Genomic DNA, 23,423 nt, shown 5'->3' with positions numbered 1-23,423 from the left:
CAAGGTCAACGGGCGCTTGCCGATGGGGTTCCATCGCGCAAAAATGTCAGGATCTGTGAGGGGTTTGGGTTGCGACACCTTCAAGAAGAAGGTGGCGCGAGAGACGGGGCTCGAACCCGCGACCTCCGGCGTGACAGGCCGGCGCTCTAACCAACTGAGCTACTCCCGCAGCGCTTGCGAACAAGTCATCCGCGCAACGTGGGTGTCGTTTACCCAGCCCCTATCGGCAAGTCAAGCGACCAAAAGGGGTTCAACGTGACATTTTCAAGAAAGTGGCTTTAGCCTGTGGAAAAGTATCGCCCTACCAGCGACTAACGACAATTTCCTGATGTGACGGGTGAGATTCACGCTTGTCCTAATCCATCGTCGCATTCGCGGCGAATAGGCTAACAGACTGTTAGCATCGACGATGGGGGATGGTGAATGGTGGGCGATGACGGACTCGAACCGCCGACATCCTCGGTGTAAACGAGGCGCTCTACCAACTGAGCTAATCGCCCGCCGGGCCGGATCGGCCTTGCAAGGTGGCCCTGATTAGGGCCCTCGCCGGCTGTCGTCAACCGGCAAAATCGCCGGCATGGGATAACCGGCAAAAGAAAGGCCCCGGTGCGAACACGCGGGGCCGATCAAATCGTATCCGGAAGCGATCTTAGTTGATCGCGTCCTTCAGGCCCTTGCCGGGCTTGAACTTGGCCTGGTTGGAGGCCGGGATCTGGATTTCGGCGCCGGTGGCCGGGTTGCGGCCGGTCGAAGCCTTGCGCTGGGAAACGGCAAAAGTGCCGAAACCGACGAGACGGACTTCTTCGCCAGCCTTCAGAGAGCCGGTGATGGCCTCGAACACTGCGTCAACCGCTTCAGCGGCCTGTGCCTTGGTGATCGTCGCTTTGTCGGCGACGACGCCAACCAGATCGTTCTTGTTCATAGCGTTTCCTCACAGTGGAATTGTCCGCCTCGGTGGCGAAGCCTTAAAACGCGGCAACCCTTGGTCGATTCTGATTGAAAGGCAAGGATTTCCGGGCGTTTTGCGAGGCCGGACGGTGCGAGACTGTTAATGAACCGGAAAACCCGACCCTGCAAGACCGAATTGCGATTTTTTACCCGGTTTTCCGGGCATTTCAGCGGATTATGCACCTATTCCGCACCGGTTTTCACCAGAGCCGGACCGCGCCTGATTCCCAACATCAACGGCAGTGCGAGAAGATAACAGCCTAGCGCCGCAACCCAGATCAGCCCGGGCCACGAGCCACGAATCTCGAAATAGAGGAAGCTGAAAAACAGCGGACCAAAGACCGCGGCAAGGCTGACGAGGCTGGCCAAAACGCCCTGCAACTGGCCCTGCCGATCGCCATCGACCTGGCGGGTGATGAGCGATTGCAGCGCCGGCATGCCGATGCCGCCCAGGGCAAAGACTGGCGCCATGGCAAAAAGGATCCAGCCATGCTGGACCAGAGCCAGCGACAGCATGGCGCAGCCTTCGAAGGCCATGCCCACCACCAGAGCCCAGCGTTCGCCGAGCTTTTCAACAGCCGGACCGGTGAGAAAGGCCTGGGCCAGAGCATGGCAGACACCAAAGGCGCCAAGCGACAGACCGATGGTCAGGCCGGACCACTCGAACATGTCTTCGCTGAACTGAGCCCAGGCGGTGCCATAGACGGTGCCGACGAAGTTGAGGATGACGAAGATCGCCATCAGCGGGATCAGCGCCTTGAAGGTCAGCGCCCAGCGCAGCGGCTTGAACGGGTTGAGCGTGTCGAAGGTGAATCTGGCATCGCGTTGCCCCTTGCGGGATTCGGGAAGCAGGAACAGAGCCACGGCAAGGTTGATCGCGTTGAGACCCGCTGCCGCCAGAAAGGGCGCGCGCACCCATATGTCGCCGAGTATTCCGCCCAGCACCGGCCCGATGATGAAGCCGATGCCGAACATGGCGTGGAAATAGCCAAAGCGCTGCGCCCGCTGCTCCTCGCTCGATATATCGGTGATATAGGCCGTCGCCACGGCCATGTTGGCACTGGTGATGCCGGCGATGGCGCGGCCGACCACCAACAGCCAAAGCTCGGGCGCAAAGGCCATCACCAGATAATCGATGGCCGCGCCGGCGAGCGACACCAGCAGCACCGGCCGTCGGCCGAAGCGATCGCTGAGCACGCCCAGAATCGGCGAGAAGAGAAACTGACAGGCTGAATAGAGCGCCAGCAGCAGGCCGAGAGTCAGAGCTATGTCGCTGGTATGCCCCACTTCCCGCAGCAGGCGCGGCAGGATCGGGAAGATCAGGCCGATGCCGATGGAATCAAGCACCACGGCAAAGAGTATGACGATGAGCGGCTTGTTCATCAAAGGCTCCTGCAGGCCGGGCAGGCAATCTATCCGGTCACCGGCCTGTTACAAGAGCGCTGCTGACAGGCACTGGCAGCAGCCCCCTCGCCTCTCAGGCAGCGACGGGCTGCGCGCTCTTTACCGTCAGAAACAACGGGCAGACCAGCAGGTAGAGCGCGGCGCCGACAATCCAGGTGGTGCCGATCCAGATATCTCTGGTGGTGAAGAACAGCGCCGTGGTGAGGATCGGGCCGACAATGCCGGCAAGGCTCATCAGGCTGGCCAGCACGCCCTGCAACTGACCCTGCTGCTCGTCGCTGACCCGGCTTGTCAGGAGTGACTGCAGTGCCGGCATGGCCACGCCACCCAGGGCAAAGAGCGGCGCAATAGCGTAACCCATCCAGCTTTGGGTGGCCAAGCCCATGAGGACATAGGCGACCGTGTCGAAGGCGACGCCGATCATCAGCGTTTCGAAATCGCCGAAACGGCGGGTCAACGGACCAACAAGGAAGGCCTGGGCCAGGGCACCGCTGATGCCGAAGACGGCAAAGGACAGACCCATGTGGACCGAATCCCAGCCAAAGCGCTGGGCGCCATAGAGCACCCAGATCGTGCCGGGCACGGCCGCCACGAGACCGAAGACGATCGAGACAAGGACCAGCGGCAGCAGCGGCTTGAAGTTCCAAAGCCAGATCAGCGGCAGCAGCGGATTGAGCTCCTTGAAATCAAACTTGCTGTCGCTCGGCTTGCGGCTTTCAGGCAGGACAAAGAGCGCCAGCAGCAGGTTGAGCCCATTGAAGAGGGCCGCAACGAGGAAGGGCGAGCGCAGCCACCAGGCACCCATGACGCCGCCGATCACCGGGCCAATGATAAAGCCGGTGCTCATCACGGCGCCGAGCAGGCCAAAGCGCTGTGCGCGCTGATCGGCCGGGGTGATGTCGGTGATATAAGCGCTGGCGACGGCCATGTTGGCGCTGGTGATGCCCGCCATGGCACGACCGAGCACGAGCATCCAGCCGTAGGGCGCGAAGGCCATGACCAGATAGTCGATCATAGTACCGGCCAGCGAGAGCAGCAGCACGGGGCGGCGGCCAAAGCGATCGCTGAGCGCGCCCAGAACCGGCGAGAAGACGAACTGCATGACCGCGTAGCTGGCCAGCAGCGCGCCAAAGAGAATAGCGAAGTCGCCGCCGGCCGAAAGCTCAGCCAACAGGTCCGGCAGAATGGGGAAGATCAGCCCGCCGCCGATGGCGTCGAGGGCTACAGTTGCGAGAATGACGAGGAGGGCCTTGTTCATGATGCGATGTCCGACTAGAACTTTATCGGTGATAAATTTCACTTATCGGCGATAAGCTACTTTATCAGTGATAAGTCAAGAAGGAATCTGACGATGGCGATTGACCGCGACCGCATCATCGACGAGGCGATGCTGCTGCTCGACGAAGTGGGCATAGACAAGCTGTCGACGCGCAAGTTGGCGGAACGGCTGGGCGTGCAGCAGCCGGCGCTCTACTGGCATTTCAAGAACAAGTCGGCGCTGCTGGACGCCCTCAATGCCGAAATGTTGAAACGCCACTATGTCGACCGCCTGCCCTCGCCCAGCCAGGACTGGGCAGAATTCACCCTGGCTTCGGCTCGCAGCCAGCGCCGGGCCCTGCTCGCGGTGCGCGATGGCGCCAGGCTGACGGCAGGAACACGGCCAACCGTTGCTGACTTTGCCGATACGGAAAAGCAGCTCCAGCTCTATGTCGATGCCGGCTTCACGCCGCAGGAAGCCCTCCATGTCGCCATGGCCGTGGCGCGCTATGTGGTCGGCTATGTGCTGGAGGAACAGGGAGAACGCGCCCGCGAGGCCGAAGAGGCCGGCGAGGCCCCGGGCAACCTAAGGGCGGAACTAGAGCCCTACCCGCTGATGGCATCCGCGGTCATCTCGCTGGTAAGCGAGGGTACGATCAACACCGAACGCGCCTTCGAAACTGGCCTGCGCTTTCTGGTGGACGGCATGCGCGCGAGCCTCGGCCGTCTCAGTCACTGATCTGCGCGAGCGAAAAGGCGGTCCAACGGACCGCCTGCAGTGACATCTTCAATACATACGGCGGCCGGATGGCCGCCGTTCAACTTCAGTGCTGACGTGATCAGGAAACCAGACCGTGGCAGACCTGATCATTGTAGCGCAGCTCGGGGAGCTGGCCGGTCACCCCATGGATGGCTTCTTCGATATAGTAGCTGATCAGGCGGTCATGCTCGCTCTCGGCAATTCCGTCGGCCACCAGGATACGATTGGCCTTGCCGAAGGCCACATCGGCAAAGGCGTTGGCTGTCGCCGACGCAGCGTCATCCAGTCCACCCATCTGCGAGACCACGACATAGGTTGAAGCGCACCACAGGGCGATGTCGGCATCGGCGCTGACTTCCTGAATGGCCGGATTGGCCGGGAAAGTGGTGGCGAAAGCAGCAGGCGCGACGGCGAGGACGGTGGTGGCAAGAGCAGCGGCGAGAGCAGAGCGGAGACGCATTTGGGTTTCTTCTTTCCATGAGGACGCGATTCATCGCGACCATTCGTGATGATCTTTGATGGCGATAATTGCCGGACGGATTTTGCTAAATCAGGGAGTGCATTGCTTGCTGGCTCGGCGCCCCGGAACTGAGCGCTGATCTAGTTTGCCGATTTCTATTTGTCATCTCGACCAGATTGCTTTGGTTTACGCGAATTAACCAGCAAATCATCTTGAGTCGTGGGTGATCACGGTAACGAGCCGTTCACGCTGACAGGATAGCCGGGCATTCCTGTTTCAGGCCAGGTCAGGCATCGTTCGCCTACGCCTGGACGTATCGGCGATGACCACAATCAAGGTCGAAAGCCCGTGATGCTCACAGGCATCTGATTGAATCGATTGAACTAAATCTCTCGCGACGCAAGCTTGCGTCAAGCTTGAGCAGCTCCCCTGACGTTGACACTGTCAGGCCTGCTGCAACGGGTTCCCGGGGGCGTGCTGGGCATTTGTCTTACCCGTGCATTTTTGCCCAAGGAGGTTGTTGCGGCGTCCTTGCGAAGCAAAAAGCGGCTGGAAATCCCCGAAACCGGCTTTGCATCCAAGCTCTGCACGGCAGGCATGGCAAACCGTGAAACTTTTCCAGAAACAGGCTTTGGCCCGAGATAACACTTTGTCAGACAAACAAAAACGGCGGCCCGAGAGGGCCGCCGTCTGATTATTCGGCGCTGATCCGCTTAGTGCGGCAGGCCGGTAGCAGCGTCTTCGCCGGCGTCAACGGTGGTCGACACGGCAGCCGGCGTCTCGTCAAAATTCCACTCGATCGGCTCGGGCGTACGCACCAAGGCGCGCTCGATGACCTGATCCATGCGGGAAACCGGGACGATCTCCATGCCTTCCTTGACGATATCCGGGATCTCGGCGAGATCGCGGACATTCTCTTCCGGGATCAGCACGGTCTTGATACCGCCGCGGAGCGCTGCGAGCAGCTTCTCCTTGAGGCCGCCGATGGGCAGCACCCTGCCCCGCAGCGTGATCTCGCCGGTCATGGCGACGTCATTGCGCACAGCAACGCCGGTCATCACCGAAACGATGGCGGTGGCCAGCCCGATACCAGCCGACGGACCATCCTTGGGGGTGGCGCCTTCGGGCAGATGGACGTGGATGTCGCGCGTGTCGAACATCGGCGGCTTGATGCCGAAGTCGATCGAACGCGAACGGACATAGGCCGTGGCCGCGGTCAGCGATTCCTTCATCACTTCCTTGATGTTGCCGGTGACCGTCATGCGGCCCTTGCCCGGCGTCATCACGCCTTCAATGGTCAGCAGCTCGCCACCCACCGAGGTCCAGGCCAGACCCGTTACGAGGCCAACCTGGGATTCGGCTTCGATCTCGCCATGCTTGTAGATATCGGCGCCGAGGAACTTGGTGAGCTTCTCTTCGTCGATGGTGACCGACTTGACCTTGGTCTTGACGATCTCGGTCACGGCCTTGCGCATCAGCTTGCCGATCTCGCGCTTGAGATTGCGGACGCCAGCCTCACGCGTATAGCGCTGGATGAGGAAGGTCAGCATCTCGTCGGAGAGTTCGAACTCGCCATGGGCGAGGCCGTTTTCCTTGAGCGTCTCGGGGATCAGGTGCTGCTTGGCGATCGCATGCTTCTCCTGCTCGGTGTAACCCGAGAGGCGGATGATCTCCATGCGGTCCATCAGCGGGCCCGGGATGTTGAGCGTGTTCGAGGTGGTCACGAACATCACGTCGCTGAGATCATAATCCACTTCGAGATAGTGATCGGCAAACGTGTTGTTCTGTTCCGGATCGAGCACTTCCAGGAGAGCCGACGACGGATCGCCGCGGAAGTCCTGGCCCATCTTGTCGATCTCGTCGAGGAGGAACAGCGGGTTGGACTTACCGACCTTCTTGAGCGACTGGATCACCTTGCCGGGCATGGAGCCGATATAGGTGCGGCGGTGGCCACGGATCTCGGCTTCGTCACGCACGCCGCCGAGCGCCATGCGCACGAATTCGCGGCCGGTCGCCTTGGCGATGGACTTGCCCAGCGAGGTCTTGCCGACCCCCGGAGGACCAACGAGGCAGAGGATCGGCCCGCGCAGCGTGCCGGTGCGGCCCTGCACCGCCAGATACTCGAGGATGCGTTCCTTGACCTTCTCAAGGCCATAGTGATCCTCGTCCAGCACCTTTTCGGCGAGGACCAGGTCACGCTTGACCTTGCTCTTCTTACCCCAGGGCAGGCCCAGAAGCGTATCGAGATAGTTACGCACGACGGTGGCTTCAGCCGACATCGGGCTCATGGACTTGAGCTTTTTCAGCTCGCCCTCGGCCTTGAGCTTGGCTTCCTTGGAAAGCCGGGTCTTGGCGATGCGCTCCTCGATCTCTGCGATCTCGTTGGAGCCCTCTTCGCCGTCGCCCAGTTCCTTCTGGATCGCCTTCATCTGCTCGTTGAGGTAGTACTCGCGCTGCGTCTTTTCCATCTGCCGCTTGACGCGGCTGCGGATGCGCTTTTCCACCTGCAGCACACCGATCTCGCCTTCCATCAGGCCCAGGATCTTCTGGAAGCGCTCGGCGACCGACAGGGTCGAGAGCAGGTCTTCCTTCTCGTTGATCTTGATCACGAGGTGGCTGGCAATGGTATCGGCGAGCTTACTGTGGTTTTCGATCTGCCCGACGGCAGCCACGACCTCGGCCGAGATCTTCTTGTTGAGCTTCACATAGCTCTCGAACTCGGTGGTGGCCGAACGGGCCAGGGCCTCTAGTTCGGTCGCGTCCTCTTCCGGTTCGGGGAGGATGGAGGCTTCGGCCTCGAAATAATCCACGGTCTGCAGATAGCGATCGATGGTGGCGCGATGCAGGCCTTCCACCAGCACCTTGACGGTGCCGTCGGGCAGCTTGAGCAGCTGCAGAACGGTGGCGATGGTGCCCGTGGCATAGATCTGATCCGGAGCCGGATCATCGTCCTGCGCATTCTTCTGCGTCACCACAAGAATATGCTTGTCGTCGCGCATGACTTCTTCAAGCGCCTTGACCGACTTCTCGCGTCCGACAAACAGCGGAACGATCATGCCGGGGAAAACGACGATATCACGCAGGGGGAGAACTGGGTAAACCCTGTCCCGGCTTGCATCGCCAGTGGCGGGGGTGACGTCCGTCATCTCGTATCCTTTCCGGGGCGCGCGGTGGGAAGGAGATGGGTAGCGCGCCCGTCTAGACAGCTACAGTCGTAAAGGCTGCGCTGATTCCGGTTAATAAATAGGTCCGCCTATGCGCCACACAAGTCAACCTACGCGGAATTGTCATGGTTAAACCTCTTCCGCACAGGAGATATGCGAAACGCCCGGAAACATTGCTGTGCCTTGGCTGCAAGGCGGATGTAACCACACCTGTTCACAACTGATCGAGCACGCCTTGTTCTGGCCGCGCGAAGCGGCATGACTGTTACCAACCTCCGGAGAGACGCATGACCAAGCCCCGCCGCATCGACCTGATCGGAATTGCTACGGCCGCCGGCGCCTCGGTGCGCGGTTGCGGCATGGGACCGGAGGCCCTGCGGGTGGCGGGCCTTGCCGAAGCCCTGATCGAGCTGGAGCACGAGGTGGTGGATCACGGCGATTTGCGCCGGCCGCAGCCCCCGCTCGGCACCTCGCCGGCGAGCCAGCGTCTGCCGGACGAGCGGCGGGCCGATGTGCTGGACCTGGCGGCACGGATCAGCGACCAAGGATTTTCGATACTCAAGGATGGGCATTTTCCGGTGTTTCTCGGTGGCGACCATTCCATTGCCATGGGGACGGTCTCGGCCGTGGCGCGGCATTGCGAGGCGGCGAAGAAACCGGTGTTCGTGCTGTGGATCGACGCGCATGCCGATTTCAACACGCCGGCGACGTCGCCCAGCGGGAACCTGCATGGCATGCCGCTGGCGCTGCTCTGCGGCGAGCCGGGCTTTGACGACGAGTATCAGGGCGAATGGCTGGGGCCGATTTCGCCCAAGCGCGTGACCATCATCGGCGCACGATCGGTCGATCGCGAGGAGCGGAAACTGCTCAATGCGCGCGGCGTGGAAGTGCTCGATATGCGCAGGATCGATGAGACCGGCGTCGTGGCGCTGATGCGCAATGTGCTGGCGCGGGTCAAGGAAGCTGGCGGGCACCTGCATGTGAGTCTGGATGTCGATGCCATGGACCCCTCTATCGCGCCGGGCGGCGGCACGCTGGTGCCGGGCGGGCTGAGCTATCGCGAGGCGCATCTGATCATGGAAATGCTGCATGACAGCGGGCTGGTCGGCTCGCTCGACGTGGTGGAGCTCAATCCTTTCCTCGATCACGGCGGCACCAGCGCCACGCTGCTGGTCGATCTGGTGGCCAGCCTTTTCGGGCGTTCGGTGATGGGCGAAGAGGCCGGACCGGTGGAATTCGTCACCGAGGACGACCTGCCGTGACCCCCGAGGCGCTGGCCACGCTCTATCGCGGCTATATCGACTGCCTCAACCTGAAGGACTGGGCGCAGCTTGGACACTTCGTGCATGAGAACGTTCAGCACAACGGACGCCGCATTGGCCTGTCTGGCTATCGGGAGATGCTCGAAAACGACTATCGGATGATTCCCGACCTGCGATTCGCTATCGATCTGCTGGTCAGCGACCCGCAGAGGATTGCAGCCCGGCTGCTCTTCGACTGCCGGCCAAAGGGCGAATTCCTGGGCCTGCCGGTCAATGGTCAGCGCGTCCGCTTTGCCGAGAATGTGTTCTACCAATTGGTCGACGAGAGGATCGAAAGCGTCTGGTCGATCATCGACATCGCCGCAATCAAGGCACAGCTTCAGGGCCCGGTGTAGCGGGCCCGGGGGCGGATCGGTTCGCCTGACGTTACCTGTTCCATCATATGCGCCAACCAGCCGACAGTCCGCGCCAGGGCGAACAGGGTGATGCCGGAGTCGACCGGCAGATCAAAGCGCGATGCCATGGCCGCAAGGGCGAGGTCGATGTTTGGTTCATCGCCGGAAATGCTGCGGGCCGCGTCGCAGTAGGCAGCGAAGTCAGGCGGCAGATCGAAGGCATTCAGCAGCGCCCGGCAGCGGATGTCGCCATCGGGATAGAGGCGATGGCCCATGCCCGGCAGGGAGCGCCCTTCCCCCAGCCAGTCGCGCAAGGCGTCTTCAGCGCTCGCTTCGGCCTCGCCGATGTCCAGAGCCAGCGCCGCCACCTGTGGCGAAGCCAGGCCATGCCGCGGTCCGCGCAAGGTCGCAAGACCGGCCAGCGCTCCGGACCATAGCGAGGCGCCGGTCGAGACGGTGACGCGGGCGGAAAAAGTCGAGGCGTTGAGTTCGTGATCCGCCAGCAGCACCAGTGCCCGGCGGATGCCATCGGCCGCATCGGGGCGCTGCCAGTGACTGGCCAGCCGGAGATGGAGGGGCTCACTTACATCGCCACTAGCCAGATGACCGGCGACCGTCGCAAAGATGTGGTTCGCATCACTGACAAGGCGACTGGCGAAACGCGACGCCGCCGGCGCGCGGCTCGCTTGCTCCGCGAGACTACCAAAGACGGCAGCGAACCCCTGCCCGTCTGCTTGGACCGGTGGCAAATCGACCTCGGCGCGCCAGAGCAGCGCCGCCGCATCTTCCAGGGTGGCAGCCTTTGACAACTCACCCGCGTCCCGGCCGCGATAGATCAGCCTGCCGTCGCGTATTGTCGAAATGGCAGTGGGCAGAACCGGTTCACCCCAATGCATGGCCTCGCTGGCGATGGTCTCCTGCTTGCGACGCCCCATACCGCGTTGCGCCAGACGCCGCACGTCCTCACCGCGATAGAGACTGCGGCGACTGTCGGCCGGATCGGGACGCGCCTTGATGCGACCGCGACTGACATTGGCATAGAGCGTCTGGGGCTGCGTGCCGAGCAGCGCCAATGCTTCCGATGCGGTGAGCCAGTCCATGACATTGATCCAATTGATCAAGATTGACGTCAATATTAGCACGCCTACCCTGCCTTTCGACAAGTGCAGGAGTGTGCAATGAAGAGTGGTCTCGAAGATGTAGTGGCGGCAGAAACCGTGCTGTCAGACGTGGATGGCACCAATGGTCGGCTGATCATGCGCGGCGTGTCGCTGGACGACCTGGCCCGGTCGACCTTCGAGGATGTGGCCGCACTCCTGCTCGAGGGCTTCCTGACGCTGCCAGATGACCTGCAGGCGGCGCTCGGCACGGCACGACAGGATGTGTTTGCGACCATTGCCTCAGCCGGTGACCTGACGGTGCTGCCACCCGTAGACGCTTTGCGGGCCCTATTGGCACGCTTGGGCGATGGCCAAGAGGCGCAGACCGCCCTGCGCCTCCTCGCAGCACCCGGCGTCTTCACCCCCGCCATTCTACGGCAACGCCAAGGCCTAGCGCCCATCGCGCCGGACACAGGCCTGTCCCAAGCGGGCGACGCACTGCGCATGCTGCATGGCAAAGCCCCGACCGCCGAACAGGAAGCGGCCCTCAACCGCTATCTGGTGACCGTAGCCGACCACGGCCTCAACGCCTCGACCTTTGCTGCCCGTGTGGTTGCCTCGACCCAGGCGGGATTGGCGTCATCTGTGCTGGCTGCCCTCAGCGCCCTCAAGGGCCCGCTGCACGGCGGCGCGCCCGGCCCGGTGCTCGACATGCTCGATGCCGTCGGAACGCCCGACCGGGCGCAGCAATGGATCAACGACACGCTGGACAGCGGCGAGCGCCTGATGGGCTTTGGTCATCGCGTCTATCGCGTGCGCGACCCGCGTGCCGATGCGCTCAAGAGCGCGGTCGCCCTGCTGACCCGGGCCGGCGCGATCGACCCGGCTCGCCTGGCACTGGCTGAAGCGATCGAAACTGCAGCACTGGCGGAATTGCGCGCCCGCAAGCCTGACCGAGTGCTGGAAACCAATGTCGAATTCTATACGGCGCTGCTGCTGGAAGCGCTTGGCTTCCCCCGCGAAGCTTTCACCTGCATCTTCGCCATGGGACGAGTGACGGGCTGGATTGCCCACGCGCGGGAACAGGCAGAAACCGGGCGGCTTATCCGGCCGATGTCTATCTATGTCGGGCCGAAGGTTAGGGATGCGGCTTGATGATGTCGGCGGCACACCAATCGCTCCACACCCACGGTGTCACCCCGGCCTTGAGCCAGCGCCGATCCTGAGATCACGCCACAGCCGCAAGGTAGCGCTGACGTAGCGCAACGACCTTGCGGCAAGACCAGCATCTCGGGATGGGTCCCGGCTCAAGGCCGGGAAGACATCGAGCGTGTGAAGATCCAGCACGAGATGAAACTAGAGCGACCACGACCATAGACACTGACACACAAACAAAAACGCCGGGCTCTCGCCCGGCGTTTTCAATTGATCTTCCGAAAGACTCAAGCCGATGCCGGCTCTTCGTCCTTCTTGCGCTCGGAATAGATGTAGAGCGGACGGACGTCCTTGCCCTTCACCACTTCTTCGCTGATCACCACTTCCTCGACGCCTTCGAGCGAGGGGAGGTCGTACATGGTGTCGAGCAGGATGCCTTCCATGATGGAACGCAGGCCACGGGCACCGGTCTTGCGTTCGATGGCCTTCTCGGCGATCGCCTTGAGCGCGTCCTCGTGGAAGGTCAGCTCGACCTCTTCCATCTGGAACAGGCGCTGGTACTGGCGCACCAGGGCGTTCTTTGGCGAGGTCAGGATCTCGATCAGCGCAGCAATATCCAGGTCTTCCAGCGTCGCCAGCACAGGCAGGCGACCGATGAATTCCGGGATCAGGCCGAAGCGCACCAGGTCTTCCGGCGCAACGTCTGCCAGGATCTGGCCGACGCGGCGATCGTTGGGATCCTTGACGGTGGCGGCAAAGCCAATGCCCGAACCTTCACCGCGGGCCGAGATGATCTTTTCGAGGCCAGCAAAGGCGCCGCCGCAGATGAACAGGATATTGGTCGTGTCCACCTGCAGGAATTCCTGCTGCGGATGCTTGCGGCCACCCTGGGGCGGCACGGAAGCGACAGTGCCTTCCATGATCTTGAGCAAGGCCTGCTGCACGCCTTCGCCCGACACGTCACGGGTGATCGACGGGTTGTCGGACTTGCGGGAAATCTTGTCGACTTCGTCGATATAGACGATGCCGCGCTGGGCCTTCTCGACATTGTAGTCGGCGGCCTGCAGGAGCTTGAGGATAATGTTTTCCACGTCCTCGCCGACATAGCCGGCTTCGGTCAGCGTGGTCGCATCGGCCATGGTGAAGGGCACATCGAGAATTCGGGCCAGCGTCTGGGCCAGCAGGGTCTTGCCTGAACCGGTCGGACCAATCAGCAGGATGTTCGACTTGGAAAGCTCGATGTCCTGGTTCTTGGTGGAATGGTGCAGGCGCTTGTAGTGGTTGTGGACAGCCACGGAGAGCACGCGCTTGGCGCGGAACTGACCAATGACGTAGTCGTCGAGCACCTTGCAGATTTCTGCAGGTGTCGGCACGCCATCGGAGGACTTGACCATGGAGGTCTTGTTCTCTTCGCGGATGATGTCCATGCACAGCTCGACGCATTCATCACAGATGAACACGGTCGGACCGGCGATCAGCTTGCGAACCTCGTGTTGCGATTTACCGCAGAACGAGCAGTAAAGCGTGTTCTTGGAGGTTTCGCCGTTCGTTGTCTCTTTGGACATCCAGTCACTCCCGGGAGCAGAGCGCCCCCAAAACCAGGCATTATCGAAAACCGTAACGCCCGAGCCTAAAGAAAGTCTAAGCCGAACCGATCCTAAAGACCGATCCGGCTTGAAGCAATTGCGTTGGGATCACAGTCCACGGCGCATCGGCATTGTGCTTAACGCTGCCAAATCAGGCCTGAACATCCGGAACCGCGCGCTTTTCCATCACGCTGTCGATGATGCCAAAGGTCTTGGCCTCTTCCGGCGACAGGAAATTGTCGCGCTCGAGGGCACGCTCGATTTCCTCGTAGGTACGGCCGGTGTGTTTCTCATAAATCTGATTAAGACGACGCTTCAAGCCCTCGACTTCCTTGGCATGAATCAGGATATCGGTGACCTGACCCTGATAGCCGCCGGAAGGCTGGTGGACCATGATGCGCGAGTTCGGCAGCGAGGTGCGCATGCCGGCTTCGCCAGCAGCGAGCAGCAGCGAACCCATGGATGCAGCCTGGCCCATGACCATGGTGGCCACGGCCGGACGGATGAACTGCATGGTGTCATAGATTGACAAACCTGCCGTCACCACGCCGCCGGGCGAATTGATGTAGAGCGCGATTTCCTTCTTCGGATTTTCCGATTCGAGAAACAGCAGCTGCGCCACGATGAGCGAAGCCATGTTGTCTTCGACCACGCCGGTGACGAAGATGATGCGCTCGCGCAGCAGGCGCGAATAGATGTCGAAGGCACGCTCGCCGCGGTTGGACTGTTCCACAACCATGGGAACAAGCGTGTTCATATAGATATCGTGCGGATCCCGCATATGATGCCCCTTTGCCGTGCCTGTGGCGGACCTGGCCGGCCTTGCTTGAAAACACGATCCCTTCCCGAACTCGGACATCGGGGGTCCGGGGATCATGCCGAATGTCGAATCGACCGGTCTCGATACCAGCCCATCCCGCCTTAAGAGCGGGTAAAGCCACAGATAGGCGGCAATGCGGCAGGCTTCAATAGCGGAAGCACGTCATGTGACGGAAGGGTGAATGTCGGGGATTTTATCCTTTCCGTCAGCACCCGCACTTGGACAGGGGCGCTACTCGGTGGCGAAGCCGACAGAGACGCCCTTTTTCTTGAAATAGGACTGCATGATCTTGCGGCCCTGCCGGTTGGACTGGGCCAGCTTGGACGGCTCGAACACGGCCTCCTTGACGCCATCGCGGGCCATGGCGGCCTTCAGCGCGGCGATATGGAGGTCGATGTCCTCGTTGTTGTTCTTGATCGAGGCGTAGATATTGTCGGTGGCCTGGGCCAGGGTCAGGTCGCTCATGAGAAGGCTCCGCATGCGAGTCTAGAGTTTGACTGCCTTCAAGACATCATTGATGCGCGCTTGCCAACCCTTTCCGTCAGATTCGCGGACAGGCACCCATTTCGATCTAGCGATAAACGTCGCTGCGGTGGCCGATTTCGAGCACGAGCACCACCAGCTTGCCGTCCTGAATATCGCAGATCAGCCGATAGTCGCCGATCCGCAGCCGCGGACAGCTCAATCGTCCAGGCCAAGGCGACGCTTCACTTCATCAAACGGGATCGTCACCAGGGTGCCATCGGCCTTTTGTTTCTCGTATTCGGCGATGGCACGCAGGTCGGAGACGTCTTCGAGATGCTGCTCGATGGCCGCCAGGATGAGTTCGTCGGGCGACTGGCCAGCTTCGGCGGCAACAGTGGTCAGATAATCGAACAGGCCATCCGGCAATTGCAAGGTGTGCTTGGTCATGGCGACGTCCCAAGGCGGCAATGCCCGCAATATACGGGGATTTCGGCAGCAATCCTAGCTGTTCCGCACCGGACCGATGAAGTGCCATTGCGTTCTGCCAGCTGCCTCGTAAGCTTGAGCAGCAGCAATCCTTTCGGAACAAACTTCATGGGCGCCATTCTTCAGATCAAGCCGATTACCGACGTTCCGCCGCAACGCCGGGTCAGCGCCGAGCCTCGCGATCCGGCTTTCTATCAGGATCCTTACGCCTTCTATGATCGGCTTCATGCCGAAGATCCTGCTTTCTTTTGGGACCAGTATGGCCACTGGTGTTTTGCCGGTTTCAGGGATGTCAGCGCCCTGCTCCGCGACAAACGGTTTGGCCGGGAGATCCTCCATGTCGCGACGCGCGAGGAACTGGGCATGCCCGAGCCCAAGGCGCATACCACGGCCTTCGACCTGACCGAAAAGCATTCGCTGCTCAATCTCGAGCCGCCGGCCCATACACGGCTGCGGACGCTGGTGAACCGGGCCTTCGTATCCCGCCATGTTGAACAGTTGCGGCCGCGCATCGAAAAACTGGCCAACGAGATGATCGATGGCTTCGAAGGCGAGGACACGGTCGACCTGATCAGGGCCTTTGCGGCGCCGATCCCGGCCATCATCATTGCCGAAATGATCGGATTGCCGGCGGAAAGCGCGCCGCAGCTGCTGGCATGGTCGAACCGCATGGTGGCCATGTATATGTTCGGCGTCAGTACCGAAACCGAGCACGACGCCAACCAGGCGTCGCAGGATTTCATGGACTTCATCGGGGATTCGATCCGCGAACGCCGCCGGCAGCCGCGCGAGGACCTGCTGAGCCACATGCTGACCTCGGATCGGGGTGGCGATGTGCTGAGCGACGAGGAGGTGATGTCGACCGCCATCCTGCTGCTCAATGCCGGGCACGAGGCAACGGTCCACACCACCGGCAATGGGGTGAAGAGCATTCTCGAAAGCGGTATCGATCCGGTTACGCTTTTTGCCACGCCTGAGCAAACCGAGGCCACGGTAGAGGAATGCCTGCGCTTCGATGCGCCGCTGCATATGTTCACGCGCTATGCGCTGAGCGACCTGGAGTATAACGGCATCAACCTGCGCAAGGGCGATGTCATCGGGCTGATGCTGGGCGCGGCCAATCGCGATCCGCAGCGCTTTGCCGATGCCAATCGCTTTGATCCCTCCCGCACCGACGGTGCCAATGTCAGCTTTGGCGCCGGCATCCATTTCTGCATCGGCGCGCCGCTGGCGCGGATCGAGCTGCAGGTCGCCTTCAGCACCCTGTTTCGTCGGCTACCGAGGCTCCGCCTGGCCGAGCCGCCGCGCTACAACAATGTCTATCACTTCCATGGGCTGGAAAAACTCATGGTCCGTTGGGACTAGAGACTGGCCAGCACCCCGGGCACGAGCAGTGGCAGGTCTTCGCTGATGAGGCCCGGCCCGCCGAAGCGGTTGGCGGCTTCCGCATGCAGCCAGACGGCGGCACAGGCAGCTTCCCAACCCTCCATGCTCTGCCCCATCAATCCGGCCGTCATGCCGGCCAGCACGTCGCCCGAACCGGCGGTGCCGAGCCAGGCGGGGGCATTGGCATTGATGGCCGCGCGGCCGTCTGGGCTGGCGATGACAGTATCGCTGCCCTTGAGGATGATGATGGCGCCGGAATGCTCGGCCGCGGCGCGCGCCTTGTCGAGCTTGCCGCCGGGCACATCAGCGAAGAGGCGCTGAAACTCACCCTCATGGGGTGTCAGCACGACTGGACGCTCGCTGGACTTGATGGCATCGAACAGCGTGCTGGCATCGTCGGCAAAGCTGGTGATGGCGTCGGCATCCAGCACCGTGGCGGCACCAGAGGCCAGGACTGCGAGCACCTTGTCGCGCGTTTCCGGGCCCACACCAACCGCCGGGCCGATGACCACGGCGTTGATCCGCTTGTCCGACAAAAGCTCGCTGAGCGCTGCGATGTCGCCTGCAGGCTTGAGCATGACCGCGGTGACATGATTGGCGTGGACCAGGAGCGCATCCTCGCTGCCGGTCAGTGACACCAGCCCTGCCCCGACGCGAAATGCTCCCATGGCGGCAAGGCGTGCGGCGCCAGTCTGTAGTGGCCCACCCGAAACCACGACGACATGACCGCGATGGAACTTGTTGCCCTCATTGTCGGCGACTGGCACCGACCAGAGGCTCTGGGTATTCTGCCAGGCCTTGGGAGCGATCGTGTCGAGCACCGCATCGGGAATGCCGATATCGGCCAGCACGACCTCGCCACAGCGGTCGCGGCCGGGCTGCAGCAGATGGCCGGGCTTGAGGCGGAAGAAAGTCACAGTCATATCGGCGATCATGGCCGTCGACCGAATGGCGCCGGTGGCACCATCGATGCCGCTGGGCACATCAACGCTCACAACCGGGCGGTTCGAAGCATTGACCGCCTCGATGATGGCGGCAAAGTCACCCTCGACGTCCCGGTCCAATCCAGCTCCCAGCAGCGCATCGACCACGAGGTCAGCGTTCTCGATGTCCTTTTCGGTCGGCCCCTCGATGCGACCGGTCCAGAGCTCGGCCATGGCTGCCGCATCGCCCTTGAGTGCGCTCCTGTCGCCGATCAGTCGCAGTTGCACCGGCCAACCTTTCTGCTTGAGCAGCCGGGCGATGACAAAGCCATCGCCACCGTTATTGCCCGGCCCACACAGCACCAGCACCGAGCGCTGGTAGTAGCGCTCGATGATCGCCTCAGCCACGGCCTTGCCGGCCGCCTCCATCAGCGTGAGCGAGCGCGCACCGGCCTCGACCGCCAGCCGATCGGCCTGCGCCATTTCGCGCGGCGTGAGCAGGATGTCGGTCTGGGCGATGGTCATGAAAATATCCTGTTGGTCGGGCTGTCAGAGAGATAGGCGCATCAGATCCATAAAGCAAAAAAGCCGCCCATTTCTGGGCGGCTTTTAATTCAGCGGTGCAACACTTTAGTGGTGGTGCTCTTCCGGTACTTCGTCTTCGTCGGCCTGGATCAGCTTGGCCAGTTCCTGACGGGTCATCTTCTTGTCGGTGATTTCGCCCTTGCCGGCGACGAAGTCGACGACCTTGTTCTCGAACACCGGAGCACGCAGGCCAGCCAGGGCCTGGGGGTTCTTGCGGTAATAGTCGTAGACCTGCTGTTCCTGGCCGGGGAAGCGACGCACTTCGGCGATGAGCGCCTGCTGGTGCTCTTCCTCGGTGACATTGACCTCGTTCTGGTTGCCGATTTCGGCAACGACCAGGCCCAGGCGCACGCGGCGCTCGGCGATCTTGGAATACTGTTCGCGCGCGGCTTCCTCGGTGGTGCCTTCGGCTTCGAAGGACCGGCCGTGGCTTTCCACTTCGTGGACGACGCGCTGCCAGATGGTGTTGAACTCGGCTTCGACCAGCTGAGCTGGCACGTCGAACTTGTGGCCTTCATCAAGCGCATCAAGAATCTGACGCTTCACATGCTGACGGCTCATCGAATCGAGCGCAGCTTCCATCTGGGTCTTGACGGCACCACGGAGGGCTTCCACGTTTTCAACGCCGAGGCGCTGGGCGAATTCGTCGTTCAGCTCGCCGGTGTTCGGACCGTCGACATGGAGGATCGTAACTTCGAACTTGGCGGCCTTGCCGGCCAGTTCTTCGCTCTGGTAGTCGGCCGGGAAGGTGACGTCGATCTCGCGCGTCTCGCCCTTCTTCATGCCAACTAGCTGCTCTTCGAAGCCGGGGATGAATTCGTTCGAGCCAACGGTCAGGTGAGCGTGGTCGGAGGTGCCGCCATCGAAGGCAACGCCGTCGATCTTGCCGACAAACGACAGGCCGAGGCGATCGCCGTTTTCGACAACGCCGCCGTCACCCTTGTCGGTGTAGCCGCGGTTCTGCGAGAAGACGCGGCCCACTTCGGCATCGAGTTCTTCGTCGGTGATGTCGATCACCGGCTTGTTGAGCTTGATGCCATCAAGGTTCATCAGCGCGACGGGCGGCAGCACTTCATATTCGACTTCAAAGGCCAGGTCGGCATTGCCGTCGAGGACTTCGTTGATCACGGCCTGATCCTGCGGCAGATCGACCTTGGGCTGCGCAGCGGCGCGTTCCTTGCGCTCGTCGAGCGTATCGGAGACGGTCGAGTTGATCGCGTCGGTCATCACTTCGGACATGGCCGAGCGGCCGAACATCTTCTTGATGTGGGCCAGCGGCACCTTGCCGGGACGGAAGCCCTTGATGTTGGCCTGGCCCTTGAGCTCTTCGAGCTTGGCGTTGAGGCGCGTGTTGAGGTCGGTGGCCGGAATGGTGACGCTCAGCTTGCGCTTCAGGCCTTCATTGAGGGTCTCGGTAACCTGCATTGGGTTTTGTCCCGTAATCATTGTTCTCGAAGGGCCTGGTCCTGATTGGTGCGGGTGAGAGGACTCGAACCTCCACGCCTTGCGGCGCTGGAACCTAAATCCAGTGCGTCTACCAGTTCCGCCACACCCGCAAAAAGGACCCGTTGGCCGGGTTGGCGATGCATCTATATGAAGATGGAAAGCCCGTCAAAGCCTTGCTTGGCGATTTGCGGTGATTGCTACAGCCACAAAGAGTGGCGACTTTTGCGCCATTTTCTGTTTTGCTGCCCCAGGATCACACCAGTTGCTGCTCAACATTTGTGCAGATCGACTACATTTTGAACACATCTCACCCGGAAGCTGGTCGATATTGTCCAGCATCAAAGACATAACCTGCTCAACATAAAGCGCTTTTCGCCATTCTGGCATGCTGGCACAGACCATGCATACGGGTGTGCGGTATCCGCCGAAAGAGGCACTTGGAGGCTTACATGAAAAAGATCGAGGCTATCGTAAAGCCGTTCAAGCTCGACGAAGTCAAAGAGGCGCTTCAGGAAGTTGGCCTGCAGGGCATCACCGTGACCGAAGCCAAGGGCTTTGGCCGCCAGAAGGGTCACACCGAACTCTATCGCGGCGCCGAATATGTCGTCGACTTCCTCCCCAAGGTTAAGGTGGAAGTCGTGTGCCCTGACGAGCTGGCCGAAAAAGCCATCGAGGCGATCCGCAATGCGGCGCAGACGGGTCGCATCGGCGACGGCAAGATTTTCGTCTATTCCATCGAACAGGCGATCCGTATCCGTACGGGAGAATTCGGCGACGACGCACTCTAGGGACCGCGAGGCCCTTGGCGCGACACGCCGTGTAAGACAACAAGCATTCCGATTTAGACAGGGGAAGACCTAATGACCACCGGAGCTGACCTCCTCAAGAAGATCAAGGACGAGAACATCAAGTATCTCGACCTGCGCTTCACCGACCCGCGCGGCAAGCTGCAGCACGTCACGCTCGACGTTTCCATCGTCGATGAAGACCTGTTTGAAGAAGGCACGATGTTCGACGGCTCCTCGATCGGTGGCTGGAAGGCCATCAACGAGTCCGACATGGTTCTGATGCCCGATCCGAACTCGCACTATCTGGACCCCTTCTTCGGCGCTTCGACCCTTGTCGTGAATTGCGACATTCTCGAGCCCCTGACCTACCAGCCCTATTCGCGCGATCCGCGCACCACGGCCAAGAAGGCTGAAGCCTACCTCAAGGCCTCGGGCATCGGTGACACGGTCGTCTTCGGCGCCGAACCGGAATTCTTCATGTTCGACGACGTGAAGTACTCCAACACCCCGTTCAAGGTTGGCTTCGAAGTCGATCATCCCGAACTGCCGTCCAACAACGACACTGCCTATGAAGCCGGCAACAACGGCCACCATATCGGTCTCAAGAAGGGCTACTTCCCGGTTCCCCCGCTGGACAGCGCGCAGGACATCCGTGGCGAAATGCTTGCTGCCATGGCCGAAATGGGCGTGGTTGTCGAAAAGCACCACCACGAAGTGGCTTCGGCCCAGCACGAACTCGGCATCAAGTTTGCGCCGATGATCAAGGCTGCCGATGACGTGCAGATCTACAAGTATGTCATCCACCAGGTCGCCAATGCCTATGGCAAGACCGTGACCTTCATGCCCAAGCCGATCTTCGGCGACAACGGCTCGGGCATGCACTGCCACCAGTCGATCTGGAAGGACGGCAAGCCGCTGTTCGCTGGCGACCAGTATGCAGGCCTCTCGATGGAAGCGCTGTATTACATCGGCGGCATCATCAAGCATGCCAAGGCCATCAACGCCTTCACCAACCCGACCACCAACAGCTACAAGCGCCTGGTGCCCGGCTTCGAAGCTCCGGTCCTGCTGGCCTACTCGGCCCGTAACCGTTCGGCTTCCTGCCGTATCCCCTTCGGTCAGTCGCCGAAGGCCAAGCGCATCGAGATCCGTTTCCCCGATCCGCTGGCGAACCCCTACCTGGCCTTCTCGGCCATGCTGATGGCCGGCCTCGACGGCATCAAGAACAAGATCCACCCCGGCGACCCGATGGACAAGGATCTCTACGAGCTGCCCAAGCAGGAACTGATGCAGATCCCGCATGTTTGCGGTTCGCTGCGCGAAGCCCTGACGGCCCTCGAAAACGACCACGAATTCCTGCTGGCCGGCGGTGTGTTCGACAAGGACCAGATCGACAGCTACATCGAGTTGAAGATGACGGAAGTCGTCAAGTTCGAGCAGACCCCGCATCCGGTCGAATACGAAATGTACTACTCGGCCTAAGGGTCAGTGGTGTGAATGTGAAAGGGGCTCCGCAAGGAGCCCTTTTTGTTTAGCTGCACGACAGAAGCGCCCTGCTCTATTGCCGGACAGGTGGCGCCATCAGTGATTCGAGCTTGTCCGGGTCCTGGACTGCCAAAAACTGCAGCGCAAAGCCGACCTCGAGATAACGCACGACCCGGCCAACCAGTTTGCCGACGGCCATCGGCGTGCCGATTTCGGGCCAGACCTCTGCCGAGACTGCGACACCGGACTGCGATATATCGATGACGAAGCACGGGACTTGCCTGCCATCGGCCAGCGTGATGACGGTGCGCGGTTCGCGCGGGATCATCCGCTTGTGTGCCCGCCGCTCCGGCAACGCCCCCAGCGCGTGTCTCTTGTGCCAGGAGATTTTAGCACCGAGCTTGTCGCGTTCGATGTCATCGAGCCGCAGGTCCAGCGTGAAGCCGGAAGGCAAGAGGCGGGAAATCTGGCCCCGCATGATGCCGAACTGATCGAAATGCGCCACGACCATGTCGCCGCGCTTGCCAGTGACCGGACCGGTCATGACGGCGTTACGCGTGGAAATCGAGCGCAGTCGACAGGCATAGATGGCTATCTTGCCCTGCGGGTCGGACTTGTGACGCGACAGGCCATAGCGGCCGGGCACGGCGCAGATATACCGCACATCGTGCTGGACAGTAATCGACGGTTGCGCCTGCGCGCCATAGGCTTCCGATCCAAGCATGGGGTTCCCGACCCAGTTTGTTCGGAACCAGAATTAAACCAAGCCATCGATTCTTCAAGAGGTCAGAAAGGAGACAATTTTCACTTTCTGATCAACGTACTAGGTGGGAAACTATGCAGACCAGGACGGGGGCGTCTGCAAGCGCCGTTCAAGTTCATCTAGCGGATGGATCTGCGTAAATTCCACGGCAAAGCCGATGTCGAGCTTGCGCACCACGCGACCGATCATACTGCCGACGGCCAGCGGGGTGTCTTTGGCCGGCAGGATAGCCGCCGATACGGCAACGCCCGACTGGGAGACGTCGATGACAAAGCACGGATGCAGCTTGCCGTCGGCCATCGTCAGCACGCTGCGCGGATCCTTGGGCATGATGCGCGGAAAGTCGCGCTTGTCGGCGGCCTGGCTGGTGGCATGCTGCTTGCGCCAGCGGATTTTTGCGGCCAGCTTTTTGCGCCCCTCATCGTCGAGCTGAATATCCAGCACGAAGCCAGTCGCCAGCTCGCGCGACACCTGGCTGCGCAGAATGCCGAAATCCTTGAAATGGGCGACCACCGTCTCGTTTGTCCTGGCGATTACCGGGGCAATGAGAACCGCCTGTTCCGGAGAAATGGAAGCTAGCCGGCAGGCATAGACTGGAATGGCTTCGGTCGCCTCGTCACGGCGATCTGAAAGAGCATATGACCCGTTGATGGCGCCAACATATCGAACATTATCCTGCGGCGCAGGCTTGGGCGCCGCCACTATTGTTTGATTAACTTGCAATTGAAATTCTCCCGCATCCCAAGGCGAACGGTAATTCCAATTTCTAAATACTTCACAAAGTA

At 61.2% G+C, this 23,423-nt stretch carries 21 protein-coding genes, 3 tRNA genes and 1 pseudogene; 7 read left to right on the top strand and 18 right to left on the bottom strand.

Annotated elements, in window-relative coordinates; genetic code table 11:
• Positions 1-92: 92 nt before the first annotated feature.
• The 5 genes from P0Y65_07880 to tet (P0Y65_07860) all read right to left on the bottom strand — a co-directional run bounded on the left by P0Y65_07880 (position 93) and on the right by tet (P0Y65_07860) (position 3,610).
• Positions 93-169 (bottom strand) — tRNA-Asp (locus tag P0Y65_07880).
• Positions 170-424: 255 nt separating this feature from the next.
• Positions 425-500 (bottom strand) — tRNA-Val (locus tag P0Y65_07875).
• Between the two features lie 149 nt (positions 501-649).
• The gene (locus P0Y65_07870) at positions 650-922 is read right to left on the bottom strand and encodes an HU family DNA-binding protein (protein ID WEK06157.1); all 273 of its coding nucleotides are present in this window, start codon (positions 920-922) and stop codon (positions 650-652) included.
• 209 nt (positions 923-1,131) lie between these two features.
• A complete protein-coding gene (gene tet, locus P0Y65_07865) occupies positions 1,132-2,331 on the bottom strand; it encodes a Tet(A)/Tet(B)/Tet(C) family tetracycline efflux MFS transporter (GenBank protein WEK06156.1) in 1,200 nt (399 codons plus the stop codon).
• 94 nt (positions 2,332-2,425) lie between these two features.
• Positions 2,426-3,610: a Tet(A)/Tet(B)/Tet(C) family tetracycline efflux MFS transporter gene (gene tet, locus P0Y65_07860; protein WEK06155.1), complete on the bottom strand. Its 1,185-nt coding sequence runs from the start codon at positions 3,608-3,610 to the stop codon at positions 2,426-2,428.
• A gap of 93 nt (positions 3,611-3,703) precedes the next feature.
• On the opposite strand from tet (P0Y65_07860), the gene P0Y65_07855 reads away from it, so the two are divergent.
• Positions 3,704-4,348, top strand: a complete 645-nt coding sequence (locus P0Y65_07855; GenBank protein WEK06154.1) for a TetR/AcrR family transcriptional regulator C-terminal domain-containing protein — start codon at positions 3,704-3,706, stop codon at positions 4,346-4,348.
• A 100-nt stretch (positions 4,349-4,448) separates the two neighbouring features.
• Here the strand turns inward: P0Y65_07855 and P0Y65_07850 are convergent, their stop codons facing one another.
• Positions 4,449-4,829 carry a hypothetical protein gene (locus tag P0Y65_07850; GenBank protein WEK06153.1) on the bottom strand — a complete coding sequence of 127 codons (381 nt, stop codon included), beginning with the start codon at positions 4,827-4,829 and terminating at the stop codon, positions 4,449-4,451.
• A gap of 713 nt (positions 4,830-5,542) precedes the next feature.
• Entirely contained in the window at positions 5,543-7,975 is a 2,433-nt protein-coding gene (lon, locus tag P0Y65_07845) for an endopeptidase La (protein ID WEK06152.1), read from the bottom strand.
• A 305-nt stretch (positions 7,976-8,280) separates the two neighbouring features.
• Between lon and rocF the strand changes: the two genes are divergently transcribed.
• Positions 8,281-9,255 carry an arginase gene (gene rocF, locus P0Y65_07840; protein WEK06151.1) on the top strand — a complete coding sequence of 325 codons (975 nt, stop codon included), beginning with the start codon at positions 8,281-8,283 and terminating at the stop codon, positions 9,253-9,255.
• Positions 9,252-9,650, top strand: a complete 399-nt coding sequence (locus P0Y65_07835; GenBank protein WEK06150.1) for an ester cyclase — start codon at positions 9,252-9,254, stop codon at positions 9,648-9,650. Before rocF ends, P0Y65_07835 begins: the two co-directional genes overlap by 4 nt.
• Here the strand turns inward: P0Y65_07835 and P0Y65_07830 are convergent.
• Positions 9,635-10,750 (bottom strand): citrate synthase, encoded by a 1,116-nt coding sequence (locus P0Y65_07830; GenBank protein ID WEK06754.1) that lies wholly within the window; start codon positions 10,748-10,750, stop codon positions 9,635-9,637. The two genes, P0Y65_07835 and P0Y65_07830, sit on opposite strands and share 16 nt — an antisense overlap.
• 78 nt (positions 10,751-10,828) lie before the next feature.
• Here P0Y65_07830 and P0Y65_07825 point away from each other — a divergent pair, with 78 nt between their 5' ends.
• A complete protein-coding gene (locus P0Y65_07825; protein ID WEK06149.1) occupies positions 10,829-11,905 on the top strand; it encodes a citrate synthase/methylcitrate synthase in 1,077 nt (358 codons plus the stop codon).
• Positions 11,906-12,192: 287 nt separating this feature from the next.
• Here the strand turns inward: P0Y65_07825 and clpX are convergent, their stop codons facing one another.
• The 5 genes and pseudogenes from clpX to P0Y65_07800 form a co-directional block, all read right to left on the bottom strand.
• Positions 12,193-13,470: an ATP-dependent Clp protease ATP-binding subunit ClpX gene (clpX, locus tag P0Y65_07820; GenBank protein WEK06148.1), complete on the bottom strand. Its 1,278-nt coding sequence runs from the start codon at positions 13,468-13,470 to the stop codon at positions 12,193-12,195.
• A gap of 172 nt (positions 13,471-13,642) precedes the next feature.
• On the bottom strand, positions 13,643-14,272 hold the full coding sequence (locus tag P0Y65_07815; GenBank protein WEK06147.1) for an ATP-dependent Clp protease proteolytic subunit: 630 nt from the start codon (positions 14,270-14,272) through the stop codon (positions 13,643-13,645).
• A gap of 270 nt (positions 14,273-14,542) precedes the next feature.
• Positions 14,543-14,776, bottom strand: coding sequence for a hypothetical protein (locus tag P0Y65_07810; GenBank protein WEK06146.1), 234 nt, complete (start codon positions 14,774-14,776; stop codon positions 14,543-14,545).
• Between the two features lie 106 nt (positions 14,777-14,882).
• A pseudogene (locus tag P0Y65_07805) lies at positions 14,883-14,984 on the bottom strand (type II toxin-antitoxin system RelE/ParE family toxin).
• 8 nt (positions 14,985-14,992) lie between these two features.
• On the bottom strand, positions 14,993-15,223 hold the full coding sequence (locus P0Y65_07800) for a DUF6290 family protein (GenBank protein ID WEK06145.1): 231 nt from the start codon (positions 15,221-15,223) through the stop codon (positions 14,993-14,995).
• A 147-nt stretch (positions 15,224-15,370) separates the two neighbouring features.
• Between P0Y65_07800 and P0Y65_07795 the strand changes: the two genes are divergently transcribed.
• Entirely contained in the window at positions 15,371-16,627 is a 1,257-nt protein-coding gene (locus P0Y65_07795; GenBank protein WEK06144.1) for a cytochrome P450, read from the top strand.
• Here P0Y65_07795 and P0Y65_07790 read toward each other — a convergent pair.
• From P0Y65_07790 to P0Y65_07780, 3 genes are all read right to left on the bottom strand, one after another.
• Positions 16,624-18,096, bottom strand: coding sequence for an NAD(P)H-hydrate epimerase (locus P0Y65_07790; protein WEK06143.1), 1,473 nt, complete (start codon positions 18,094-18,096; stop codon positions 16,624-16,626). The genes P0Y65_07795 and P0Y65_07790 overlap by 4 nt on opposite strands.
• Before the next feature lie 105 nt (positions 18,097-18,201).
• On the bottom strand, positions 18,202-19,581 hold the full coding sequence (tig, locus tag P0Y65_07785) for a trigger factor (GenBank protein ID WEK06142.1): 1,380 nt from the start codon (positions 19,579-19,581) through the stop codon (positions 18,202-18,204).
• Between the two features lie 46 nt (positions 19,582-19,627).
• Positions 19,628-19,712, bottom strand: a tRNA-Leu gene (locus P0Y65_07780).
• Between the two features lie 339 nt (positions 19,713-20,051).
• On the opposite strand from P0Y65_07780, the gene P0Y65_07775 reads away from it, so the two are divergent.
• Together P0Y65_07775 and glnA are read left to right on the top strand one after the other, a co-directional pair.
• Positions 20,052-20,390, top strand: a complete 339-nt coding sequence (locus tag P0Y65_07775) for a P-II family nitrogen regulator (protein ID WEK06141.1) — start codon at positions 20,052-20,054, stop codon at positions 20,388-20,390.
• A gap of 72 nt (positions 20,391-20,462) precedes the next feature.
• Positions 20,463-21,872, top strand: a complete 1,410-nt coding sequence (gene glnA / locus P0Y65_07770; protein ID WEK06140.1) for a type I glutamate--ammonia ligase — start codon at positions 20,463-20,465, stop codon at positions 21,870-21,872.
• A 76-nt stretch (positions 21,873-21,948) separates the two neighbouring features.
• Here the strand turns inward: glnA and P0Y65_07765 are convergent, their stop codons facing one another.
• Positions 21,949-22,599 carry a PilZ domain-containing protein gene (locus tag P0Y65_07765; GenBank protein ID WEK06139.1) on the bottom strand — a complete coding sequence of 217 codons (651 nt, stop codon included), beginning with the start codon at positions 22,597-22,599 and terminating at the stop codon, positions 21,949-21,951.
• 111 nt (positions 22,600-22,710) lie between these two features.
• Entirely contained in the window at positions 22,711-23,361 is a 651-nt protein-coding gene (locus P0Y65_07760) for a PilZ domain-containing protein (protein ID WEK06138.1), read from the bottom strand.
• Between the last annotated feature and the right edge of the window lie 62 nt (positions 23,362-23,423).

The organism is Candidatus Devosia phytovorans (genome assembly GCA_029202405.1).
GTDB classification, from domain to species: domain Bacteria; phylum Pseudomonadota; class Alphaproteobacteria; order Rhizobiales; family Devosiaceae; genus Devosia; species Devosia phytovorans.
This window is presented reverse-complemented; position numbering and strand designations above follow the sequence as displayed.